The organism is Methanohalobium sp., from assembly GCF_018609725.1.
Lineage (GTDB): Archaea > Halobacteriota > Methanosarcinia > Methanosarcinales > Methanosarcinaceae > Methanohalobium.
Genome location: NZ_JAHENT010000104.1, coordinates 1 through 11338, shown reverse-complemented (window position 1 = coordinate 11338; position 11338 = coordinate 1). Strand labels below are relative to the sequence as shown.

17 protein-coding genes are annotated in these 11338 nt (G+C 38.3%); all 17 read left to right on the top strand.

The features are described from left to right. A partial coding sequence (locus QZ276_RS06915) for a hypothetical protein (RefSeq protein ID WP_292486545.1) occupies positions 1-220 on the top strand: 220 nt, incomplete at its 5' end. 3 nt (positions 221-223) lie between these two features. Continuing rightward, positions 224-1171, top strand: a complete 948-nt coding sequence (locus QZ276_RS06910; protein ID WP_292486543.1) for an AAA family ATPase — start codon at positions 224-226, stop codon at positions 1169-1171. Next, positions 1171-1482 carry a hypothetical protein gene (locus QZ276_RS06905; protein ID WP_292486541.1) on the top strand — a complete coding sequence of 104 codons (312 nt, stop codon included), beginning with the start codon at positions 1171-1173 and terminating at the stop codon, positions 1480-1482. Before QZ276_RS06910 ends, QZ276_RS06905 begins: the two co-directional genes overlap by 1 nt. Next, positions 1469-1864 carry a DNA polymerase clamp loader subunit A gene (locus tag QZ276_RS06900; RefSeq protein ID WP_292486539.1) on the top strand — a complete coding sequence of 132 codons (396 nt, stop codon included), beginning with the start codon at positions 1469-1471 and terminating at the stop codon, positions 1862-1864. The genes QZ276_RS06905 and QZ276_RS06900 overlap by 14 nt, the downstream gene beginning before the upstream one ends. A 66-nt stretch (positions 1865-1930) precedes the next feature. Next, entirely contained in the window at positions 1931-2323 is a 393-nt protein-coding gene (gene regA, locus QZ276_RS06895) for a translational repressor RegA (RefSeq protein WP_292486537.1), read from the top strand. Positions 2324-2330: 7 nt separating this feature from the next. Next, positions 2331-2729: a hypothetical protein gene (locus QZ276_RS06890; protein ID WP_292486535.1), complete on the top strand. Its 399-nt coding sequence runs from the start codon at positions 2331-2333 to the stop codon at positions 2727-2729. Then, a complete protein-coding gene (locus QZ276_RS06885) occupies positions 2707-3198 on the top strand; it encodes a hypothetical protein (RefSeq protein WP_292486533.1) in 492 nt (163 codons plus the stop codon). The genes QZ276_RS06890 and QZ276_RS06885 overlap by 23 nt, the downstream gene beginning before the upstream one ends. Positions 3199-3265: 67 nt before the next feature. Continuing rightward, complete coding sequence (locus tag QZ276_RS06880; RefSeq protein WP_292486531.1) at positions 3266-3694, top strand: Hsp20 family protein; 429 nt, start codon at positions 3266-3268, stop codon at positions 3692-3694. A gap of 61 nt (positions 3695-3755) precedes the next feature. Further along, on the top strand, positions 3756-4220 hold the full coding sequence (locus QZ276_RS06875; RefSeq protein ID WP_292486529.1) for a D-Ala-D-Ala carboxypeptidase family metallohydrolase: 465 nt from the start codon (positions 3756-3758) through the stop codon (positions 4218-4220). After that, entirely contained in the window at positions 4221-4547 is a 327-nt protein-coding gene (locus tag QZ276_RS06870; protein WP_292486526.1) for a hypothetical protein, read from the top strand. Positions 4548-4562: 15 nt separating this feature from the next. Beyond that, on the top strand, positions 4563-7064 hold the full coding sequence (locus QZ276_RS06865; protein ID WP_292486524.1) for a DNA polymerase domain-containing protein: 2502 nt from the start codon (positions 4563-4565) through the stop codon (positions 7062-7064). A 1-nt stretch (position 7065) separates the two neighbouring features. Beyond that, a complete protein-coding gene (locus tag QZ276_RS06860; protein WP_342765710.1) occupies positions 7066-7512 on the top strand; it encodes a macro domain-containing protein in 447 nt (148 codons plus the stop codon). A 19-nt stretch (positions 7513-7531) separates the two neighbouring features. Continuing rightward, positions 7532-8617 carry a hypothetical protein gene (locus QZ276_RS06855; RefSeq protein ID WP_292486523.1) on the top strand — a complete coding sequence of 362 codons (1086 nt, stop codon included), beginning with the start codon at positions 7532-7534 and terminating at the stop codon, positions 8615-8617. Further along, the gene (locus tag QZ276_RS06850; RefSeq protein ID WP_292486521.1) at positions 8610-8894 is read left to right on the top strand and encodes a hypothetical protein; all 285 of its coding nucleotides are present in this window, start codon (positions 8610-8612) and stop codon (positions 8892-8894) included. The genes QZ276_RS06855 and QZ276_RS06850 overlap by 8 nt, the downstream gene beginning before the upstream one ends. Further along, positions 8891-10288: a DnaB-like helicase C-terminal domain-containing protein gene (locus tag QZ276_RS06845; protein WP_292486519.1), complete on the top strand. Its 1398-nt coding sequence runs from the start codon at positions 8891-8893 to the stop codon at positions 10286-10288. The genes QZ276_RS06850 and QZ276_RS06845 overlap by 4 nt, the downstream gene beginning before the upstream one ends. 459 nt (positions 10289-10747) lie before the next feature. Then, entirely contained in the window at positions 10748-11083 is a 336-nt protein-coding gene (locus QZ276_RS06840) for a hypothetical protein (protein ID WP_292486517.1), read from the top strand. 39 nt (positions 11084-11122) lie between these two features. Further along, positions 11123-11275 carry a hypothetical protein gene (locus tag QZ276_RS06835; RefSeq protein ID WP_292486516.1) on the top strand — a complete coding sequence of 51 codons (153 nt, stop codon included), beginning with the start codon at positions 11123-11125 and terminating at the stop codon, positions 11273-11275. Positions 11276-11338: the final 63 nt, after the last annotated feature.

Sequence of the window (11338 nt, the reverse complement as noted above, 5' to 3'; positions counted from 1 at the left end):
TTGTGCCATTGACTCAAATCAACCGTCTTACGATTCAATGTCGATTGATGTTGGTCAAACAGAAGCTAACTTTAACATGGTGTTTTCAGTCGAGAATCTACGGTTGATGCCACGCGAGTATAAGGTTAGCATCACATCTAATGGTATCGGTTACTTTGAATCCGAAAACCTACAATACTATATCGCCACAAACAAGAAGTCAAGCAAATACGAGGGATAACATATGAATAGTGATAATGAAATTCTTTGGGTAGAGAAGTATCGCCCAAAGACTATTGAAGAATGTATTTTGCCAAAGCGACTAAAGGACACATTTCAACAGTTTGTTAATCAGGACAAGATTCCAAATCTTCTACTAACTGGTAGTTCCGGTGTTGGTAAGACAACCGTGGCGCAAGCTATGCTTAATGAGACTGATTCTGATTACATGATGATTAACGGTTCTAATGAAGGTCGTCTAATCGATACGTTGCGTGTTCCTATTACTAACTATGCGTCTGCTATGTCTCTAAATGGCAATCGTAAATATGTCATTATGGACGAAGCAGACTACATCAATCCAAATACAGTACAGCCCGCACTACGCAACTTTATTGAAGAATTTTCACAGAATTGTGGGTTTATTCTTACGTGTAACTTTGAAAATCGTATTATTGATGCCCTTCATTCACGTTGTTCTGTCATTCGATTTGATATGAATAAGAAGGACAAGCAACAAATGGCACAACAGTTTTTCAAGCGGTGCCAGAAGATTTTGAAGGCAGAGGGTATTGATTATGATCAAAAGGTTCTAGCGGACCTGATTATGCGTCATATGCCCGATTGGCGACGTGTTCTAAACGAGTTGCAGCGGTATAGTGCTATCGGAAAGATTGATGAAAGCATTCTGGTCAACAATGGCGAGAGTAACTTTCAAGAACTTCTAGGCTACATGAAAGAGAAGCATTTCAATGAAGTTCGCAAGTGGGTTGCACACAATTTCGACAATGACTTTGAAGTGCTATGTCGTAGTTTCTATGATAAAGCCGTCAAGCATATGAAGAATGAAAGTGTACCACAGATGGTACTTATTCTAGCAGAATATCAGTATAAGCACTCCTTTTGTGCCGATCCTGAGATTAATTGTATGGCTATGCTTACGGAAATTATGATGACAGTGGAGTGGAAATAATGAACAAAATTAAAATTAAAATTAATTATACAGTTACACGTGATGGTGTGGAAGGTGGGGAAGTTCAATATATGAGTAATAAAGTTATTATGCCAAAAGAATTAACTGCCGAGAATGGTGTTAAGAAATCCATGATTGGTAAGTATCAAATTCCTATTGGTAAGTATCAAATTCCTGTTGAAGTATATAATGATTTTTCTCTTGAAGATATTGGATTGGAAACTATCTATGTTGATATTCCTTGGACAACAATCAAACAGATTTATAAGGATGTTGTAAAACTTTTTGGTGAACAATATGACAAAGATTAATCCGTTTGACTTTATTAACGATATTAATTCTGCTAAGAAGAATATTATGCGTGGCACAGATAATGATGATCTTATGGAGAAGTCATATGTGCCATACATTACTAACAAACAACTGTCCTACTTTCAAGATACACTTCACCACGCTAATCAGATGAACATGAACGCAGATATTCCACACGTTATGCAATATGAATATCTGCTAAATGTCATTCGTCCGAGAAAGCGATATACTAAGTGGGAAAAGCCCATCAATGATGAAGTTGTGGATATGCTTATGGAATACTACAACTGCAATCGTGAAAAGGCAATTCAATTTTCTAAAATTATCACAGAAAGTGACGTAGAAAAGCTTCGCCAGAAACTTCTCAAAGGTGGAGAATGATAAATATTCTTGCATAATATGGAGTATATTATGATGTAATAATTAAAAATAAAATGGAGTTGAACAATGAACATTAATGATATGGTTGAAGTAACCTTAAAGGAAGATGATGATTTCCTAAAGGTGAAGGAAACACTTACAAGAATTGGTGTTGCTTCAAAGAAAGACAACACTCTATTTCAGTCATGCCACATTCTACATAAGCGTGGTCATTACTATATTACGCATTTTAAGGAACTTTTCGCACTAGACGGCAAACCTTCTAACTTCTCAGAAGGTGACAAAGCGCGTCGTAATACTATTGCAAATCTTCTAGACGAGTGGGGCCTAGTTAGTGTTGTAAACAAGGATCAAACAGAAAATCCAACAGCACCACTAAATCAAATCAAGATTCTACCCTACAGTCTAAAGAACGATTGGAATCTAGTTACTAAGTATAACATTGGACAGAAGAAGTGAGTTAATTATGAGAAAAACTAATTATGAACTAGTGAAAGAATTTCATGAAACATTTGGTCATCCTGTTAAGAATGAGCCGGGACTTCCCGATGTACAGACTATGCAACTTCGTTATGATCTAATTGAAGAAGAATTAGAAGAAATGAAAGATGGTATGTCTAAGGGTGACGTTGTAAGCATCGCTGATGCCATTGGTGATATTTTATATGTTGCATATGGTGCGGCTTTGTGTTATGGTGTCAACGCAGATGATCTAGTACAAGAAATTCATGATTCAAATATGACCAAGCTTGGTGAAGATGGCAAGCCCATTCGTCGCGAAGATGGTAAGATCATGAAGGGGCCTTCGTATAGAAAACCTGATATTGAGAGTGTGATTTACAATGGCAATGAAAAAGTTTACTGATGAAGAATTAGAAAATTATGAAAAGTTTATGAGGAAGTATTACAATAATAAATCTACTGATACTGGTGTAGATTTACCCGGAGATGAAATAACTATTTTTGATTGGATTAAAGAAAATAAATTAGATGATTTTTCCGGTTATTGTAAATATGTTAATACATATGATCTTCATAAGAATAACATAAAAGAGAGACAAATAAGTAAAGATGAATTAATTCAGAAAGTGCATAGTAAAGTGGAATTTGGTAAATCTAGAAATAACTTTGCTGTTAAAAAAGGAAGCATGGTTATCAATTTCCATGTAATACCGTCTATCGACATTGTTAGTGTTTCTGAAATTGAATCGAAACGGGATATACATACTAGAATCGATATTATTCCTTGTGTCAATGAAACACATACAATGTCGATAAATGATGCAAGAGAATTTTATATCAAACTTATAGAAGATGGCTATAAAGCTGTATAAATATAGGTGACAACGCCGAATAATCGGGTTGTGAAGTAAACCTTGCTAAAAAATAGGAGGTATGACCATGATGCAAGATAAATTTACTACAAAAGACCTACCAAGTCTATTAGACGAATTCTTTCCAACTGCCGATATGGCATTTAGAAAGACTCCAAATTATCCACCTTACAATATTGTCAAGCTTCACGGTGATCATAGTATGATTGAAATGGCCGTAGCTGGTTTTGATGAAGATGATCTTTCTGTATATCAGGAAGGTAATTCATTAAATATTGAAGGTGCGAAGAATGAAACCACAGAAGATGTAAGAGAAACCGAAGGCGCATATTTGCATCGCGGTATCTCTACTAGAAGCTTTAAGCGTCGTTTCACACTTGCCAATAATGTTGAAGTGGAAGATGTAAAGCTTCGAAATGGTATGCTTAATGTTTATCTAAAAATGGTTCGACCAGAAAAAGATAAACCAAAAAGCTTTAAAATTAACGCAGAATAATCATTTTTTCGTGGTGGGGAGTTAAGGCTTCCCACCACAATTTTAAGTGGAGAATATAATAATGAAACTATCCGAAAATTTTACTCTATCAGAGTTTACGAAGAGTCAGACCGCCGAACGCAAAGGAATCGACAACAACCCAAGCGAAGTGGAGATACATGCGATGAAAGAAGTAGCACAAAATGTGCTTCAGCCCGCTCGCGATCATTTTGGGCCTATTATCGTGACAAGTGGTTACAGAAGCCCGGAATTGAATAAGGCTATTGGTGGTTCTAGTACATCACAACATAGATTTGGTGAAGCGGCTGATATCGAATCTATTAGAGTTTCAAATCTAAAATTAGCTGAATGGATTCGTGATAACTTAGAGTTTGATCAATTGATTCTTGAATTTGTGACACCCGGTGATCCTACTAGCGGATGGGTGCATGTATCTTACAAATCAGATGGAGATAATCGAAAAGAAGTCTTGACTGCCAAGAAAGTGAGTGGTAGTGTGCAATATGTATATGGATTGGAGATTTAAATGAATAACGAAGTTAAGATTGTAAAATTAGTAAATGGTGATACTTATATTGGTAAAGTGCAATTTAATGGTGATGAAGATGTTTGGTTAGTTAATAGTGCGGTTGCTCTTGAATTGCAACCGGCACCAAACGGTAACGGCGTGCAAGTCGGATTTGCACCAGTATCATACTTCATTGAACAAAATGAGAAGGGTAATGATATTGTAATTTCTGATATACAAGTTCTTTTTGTTGACAAACCTTCAAAACAGATATATGATGAATATAATAAGCAATTCGGTAGCGGACTGATTGGAAGTGTTGGACCGAGTTTAATCACTGAATAATTCTGAGGTTTTATAATGAGTTATAGTTTCTACACTAGCGTTCATTCCTACGGCAAGGCTTTACTTGTCAGAGGAATTGAGAACGGTCAGAGGTTTCAACGAAAGGTGCGGTATCAGCCGCGCCTTTTTGTTCCTACAGAGGATACAACCGAGGAATGGCGCACTCTAGATGGTGAGCCTCTTGAAGTATGGAATTTTGATGATATGAAGGCGGCACGTGACTTCATCAAAGAGTATGAAGAAGTGCCTAACTTTCATATCTACGGCAACACACGTTTCCAATACGTCTGGATTTACGAACAATATCCAGAGATTATCGATTATGACACAAATCTAATTCGTATTGGAAACATTGATATTGAGGTTGAATCCGACGATGGCTTTCCAGACCCTAAGACTGCCGAGAAGCGTGTAATCTCCATCACAATCAAGTATGGTGACACATTTTTCGTCTTTGGTCTAGGAGATTATAAACAACACCGTAGCGATGTAAAATACATGAAGTGTGACAGTGAGTTAGCACTTCTACACAAGTTTCTTACTCTATGGGAGAAGATTGACGTTGACATTGTGACCGGCTGGAATTGCGCCTTCTTTGATATACCATATTTGGTTAACCGTATCACGAACGTTCTAGGTGAAGCCGAAGCAAAGCGTCTGTCACCTTGGAAACTACTCTCAGAGAGAACTACAACTATTATGGGTAAGACGCAACAGGCTTTCGATCTTACCGGTATTGCTATTCTCGACTATATGGAAATGTTTAAGAAGTATGAGAAGCAACAGGAAAGCTACCGTCTAGATCATATCGGCAACGTTGTTCTAGGACGTAAGAAGCTTGATTACTCGGAGTATGCAAACCTAACAGAACTATATAAGAAAAATCATCAAAAGTTTATCGAATATAACATTGATGACGTTGAATTAGTTGACCTTATCTCGAAAGAAAAGCAACTAATCGAACAAGTTCTAGCTATTGCATACGACGCGCACGTAAACTATAATGATGTGTTTACTCAGGTGCGTATGTGGGACGTGATTATTCACAACTACCTAGCCGATCATAAAATTGCTATTCCACAACCTTCACATTCGGACAAGGATACTGCATACGCGGGCGCGTATGTGAAAGAGCCGATTCCGGGTATGTATGAATGGGTTGTATCTTATGACTTGGCGAGTATGTATCCACACCTTATTATGCAATACAATCTAGGCCCCGAAACTTTAATTGAAGGCGAGAAAGCTGATATTGAAGTAGAAGATGTTTTAAAGCAAGATAAGCAAATTATGAATGCTCATAAGAAAGCGAAATCTCTTAATGCTTCTCTTGCGGCTAATGGTTTCTTGTTTGAAAATTCTAATAAATCATTTTTAAATGATCTTATGGATAAGATGTATAAAGATCGTTCCAAATATAAAAAGATGATGATCGAAAAACAAAAGGAATATGAAGAAACACAAGACCCTGAAGCACAACGTCTTGCAGGACGCTACAATAATATGCAAGCCGCGAAGAAGGTACAGTTAAATTCGGCTTATGGTGCAATCGGAAACCAATATTTTCGTTTCTTCGATATTCGTATTGCCACAGCTATTACTATGAGTGGTCAACTGTCAATTCGCTGGATTGAACAAGAGGTTAACAATTACCTAAACGAAGAAATGGGAACGAACATTGACTATATTATTGCGTCGGATACCGATTCGATCTATGTCAACATGAAGCCAATTGTGGATCAGCATTTCTCGGACTACACAAAGGCGGAAATTGTTGATAAGGTTGATGAATTCTCGGAAAACTATATTGTACCATTCATGGAAAGAAGTTATAGAAAACTTGCCAAGATCATGAATGCTTACGAACAGAAGATGGAAATGAAGCGTGAAGCTATTGCAGATCGTGGTATCTGGCAAGCTAAGAAGCGATACATTCTTAACCTTCACGACAATGAAGGTGTGCGCTATCATGATCCTAAGTTGAAGATGATGGGTATTGAAACCGTCAAATCTTCGACTCCTGGCGTTTGCAGAGAAGCCTTAACAGAAGCCCTAAAATTGATTATGGTAGGTACGGAACAAGAAGTGCAGGATTACATTGAAGAATTTGAAAAGAAATTCAAGCAATATCCTATGGAAGATATATCTTTTCCACGTGGCGTTAATGGTGTAACCAAGTATTCAGATAAAGAGGGTGTATACAAGAAGGGAACACCAATTCACGTAAAAGGTGCCCTGATGTACAATTATATGATTGACAAATGCGACATTAAGAGTTATCCTAAGATTCAAGATGGTGAGAAGATTAAATTCTGTTATTTGAAAGAACCAAATCCACTAGGCGTCAATTGTATCTCTATTCTTAATGCTCTACCGAAAGATATGGGGCTAGATAAGTATATTGACTATGACGCACAGTTTCAGAAGGCATTCATTGATCCGTTACAGTCTATCATGGATAAGATTGGCTGGAAAGCAATTCCAATTTCAACCCTAGAAGATTTTTTTGGAGATTGATATGAGTATTGAATATATACTGGACGATATTACTACAGCACCAGAATTTATGATTATTCATGGCTGTAATGCTAGGGGTGTTATGAATGCGGGAGTAGCAAAAGCTATTAGAGAAAGATGGCCGGAAACATACTACGTTTATCAACACGTTTACAAATATAGAGGTCTGAGACTAGGTGAAGTATTGTGGAGTCACAGTTACAATGGAGAAAAATTGATTGGTAACTGTATTAGTCAGGATGATTATGGAAGAACGGGCGTTCATGTAGATTATGACGCGATTCGTAATTGTATGAAAGAAGTCAAGATTGAATGTGAAAGACGGAGCATTAATGAATTCGCTATGCCTATGATGGGCGCAGGTTTAGGTGGTGGTGATTGGAATATTATTGAAGATATCGTATATGAAGAAACTCACCCACTGATTGCAAAAGTATACTATCTATAACTTATTGAAGGAATAAAACATGACAAATTTTTTTAAGACTATCTCAAAAGGCATTGACAACGAATATATGTCTGTAGCGTCGGAAGGTATTGATACTGGCGACGTGACGGGTTATATTGATACCGGATCATACGTATTCAATGGAATGCTATCAGGTTCAATTTACAATGGTATGCCTGATAACAAAATCATGGCGATTGCTGGTGAAGAAGCAACTGGTAAGACCTATTTTGCTCTAAGTCAGGTTAAGCATTTTCTAGATCAGAATCCAGATGGACTAGCAGTTTATTTCGAATCAGAAGGTGCTATCTCTAAGATGATGCTAGAGGAACGCAACATTGACACTAGCCGAGTGTTGATCGTTCCTGTTATGACAGTAGAGGAATTCCGGCATCAAGCGACCAAGATTTCTAAGAACTACGAAGCAATTCCAAAGGATGAACGAAAGAAGATGTTTTTCCTTCTGGATTCATTTGGTATGCTTTCGACTAGTAAGGAAGTTAGTGATGTTGAAGAGGGTAATGATACACGTGATATGACGCGCGCGCAATTGGCGCGTGGTACGTTCCGCGTACTGTCACTACGTCTAGCCAAGCTTGGCATTCCTCTAGTGGTCACAAACCACACCTATGAGGGTATGTCAGCCTACAGCCCTAAAGTGATGGGCGGCGGTAAGGGCCTTTACTTTGCTTGCTCTAACATCGTTTTTCTATCCAAGCGTAAGGAAAAGGATGGACAAAGCGGCCCGACGATTGGTAACGTGATTACCTGTACTCTCCGCAAAGGTCGCCTTACACGCGAGAATTCGACTTGTGAGGTACTTCTAACGTATGACAAGGGCCTTCATCCCTATCATGGTCTAGTTGACCTAGCGTGCGAAGCTGGCGTATTCAAGAAGGTTTCCACTAAGATTGAACTACCCGATGGTTCAAGTCACTTCAAAAAGCACATTGACAAGAATCCAGAGCGGTTTTTCACTGATGATGTTATGCGCCAACTGGACGAATATGCAGCTAAGAAGTATCTCTATGGTAGCACATACGAAGAACAAGGAGAAATGCAAGAAAAGCAAAAAGAAGAATTTGGGGATAACGAGAATGTTTAAGCTAGTAGAATCAAAGAACGATGAAAATCATCATGCAATTCTAGTTACAGATGAAAGATATCGCGATGTAGTCTATCAATACAATTGGGTTAAAATTCCAGAGAATGTCGAGGATTTAGATAAGGATGAAAATGTAGAACTATCTTTTCATTATGAAGTTATTGACAACCCACATGGTTATGATGTAAACTCCAAGGAATTCGGCAATCTTGCCGGAGACATTCTAGCAGAGTTGATTCAATATCATGTTGATACACAAGAAAGCGAGTCCGAATGAGAACAGAAGAAATAGTATTAAAACATCTATTTCACAACGAAGATTACGCAAGAAAAGTTTTACCATTCCTAAAGGCCGAATACTTTCACGATGCATCCGAGAAGCTTCTGTTTAAGCATTATAGTGAATTCTTTGCTAAGTATAACGATCTGCCGTCTTTTGAAGCAATCGAAAATACTATTGAGAATGATAATGAATTAACAGAAGGTGAATACGAGGATACCAAGAAAGCTATTGAGAATACGCGCAAGGAACCAGAGAAGGCGGCACAAGATTGGCTTCTAGATACGACTGAAAACTTCTGTCAGGATAAGGCCGTTTACAACGCGATTATGGATTCCATTCAAATCTATGATGGAAAAGATAAGAAGCGTGATAAAGGCTCTATTCCAGACCTTCTCTCGAATGCACTTGCGGTTACATTTGATGATCATATTGGACACAATTACTTTAATGATGCCGAAGATAGATTTGAATTCTATCGTAAACAAGAAGATAAAGTTCCGTTTGATATTGATTATCTGAATAGAATCACTAAAGGCGGTGTATCCAGAAAGTCTTTGACTATTCTGATGGCTGGTACAGGTGTCGGTAAGTCTCTTGCGATGGCACACTTTGCAGCTTCTAATCTGATGGACGGTAAGAATGTACTTTACATTACTGCCGAGTTGTCGGAAGAAGCTGTAACACAGAGAATTGACGCTAATCTTTTGGATTGTGAAATGGACGATATACCTAAGCTACAGAAAAAGGTATTTGAAAAGAAGGTAAACACACTACGCAATAAGACTCAAGGTGAACTAGTTGTAAAGGAATATCCTACAGCTTCCGCGAATGTCAATCATGTTAGATATTGTTTAAATGAACTAAGACTTAAGAAGAACTTTGTTCCCGATGTTGTTTATGTTGACTATCTTAACATTATGACTTCTTCTCGTATTAAGGCTGGTACAAATGTGAACACTAACACGTATGTTAAGGCTATTGCAGAAGAATTTCGTGGATTGGGAGTGGAGAAGAACGTACCTATCGTTACTGCTACACAGTTTAATCGTGGTGGTATGACTAATTCCGATCCGGGTCTTGAAGATACGTCCGAGTCGATTGGTGTCACGTATACTGCCGATGCAGTATTCGCGATGGTTCAAAGTGAAGAACATATCAAGCTTAATCAGATTATGTTCAAACAGTTAAAGAATCGTTGGGGCGATATTACAAGACCTAGAAAGTTTGTTGTAGGTGTGAATAAGGCTAAGATGCGTCTGTATGATGTAGAGGAGTCAGCACAGAATGAAGTTTCGAACGAAGAAGATAAGAGCGTGATGGATAACAGTAAGTTTAGTGAAGGAATGAATGCAGAGAAGAAAGATAAAGTAGCAGGGTTTAAATTCTAAAAGGAAATTGATATGGCACGTAAAAATTATGAAATTCTTAAGAATGATGGCATGTATTGCATTTACGAGAGGAATACAGATCAATATATTTCTCAACACAGTAACTATGAGAAAGCAAAGTCGGTTGTGAAAAGTCTCAATTCTGGTAGTGGTTTCAATGGTGATACTCCAAGTTTTTTTGTTAAGGAGTTAGTAACCCTTTAATTTAATTATAAATAGGACACACCAAGTTTGATTGTGTAAGGTGCTACAAACACCGAGGATGGGCGCAGATTAGAATCTTTGTAGGATTCAAAATGTAGTCGGAAAGGTATAAACATGCGATGGGGTTTCGCTTACCCACAATCAAACGATTTGAAACACCAGACGGCGGGTTCTGTATCCAACAGGCCCGCCATTTTTTCTCTTGACAACCTATCTAAGCCTTGTTATATTGTGAGTGTAATAAGGAGATAGATGATGCTAAAAGCTTCCGCCAACGCTCGAAAGTCCAAAGGTGAGTACAAGCCTCTGATTGTGTTCACTGACGATCAGCGAGTCTCTTTCAAAAAGACCGAAGTTGTGGAGACTTCGGAAAAGCGAATTGGTGTAAACACCAAGAATGGCTTCGTGGCCGGGGATCGGTACGCGCGGGGCACCACTTACAAGACTCGGAAAGAAGCGGTACAAGCCGCGCAAGCCGAGATTAACAATCGGTATCAGACTTACAAGGCCAACTACGACAATCTTGTGAGTGACAAACGACCCCAACGCCATCTAGATTATGTTTTAGCGCAGATGAACATCTACGCTTGACATACCCCCACATACCCCTTATATTACGCTTAGGCATGAATGAAAGGGCTTGAAATGAACACCAAGATTTCGAAAATGACTGATGGCGAACTGATGATTTACGCGGGCAAAGGTGGCGATGCCGTAAATTGGGCGCGTAAGGAATTAGAACGCCGTAAGGAAATGCGCCGTAAAACCATGATGGAGAAGTGATATGAATGAAGAAACAAAAGATGAAAAGATCGCGCGGCTGAAGCGGGAGCGCGATGATGCGCT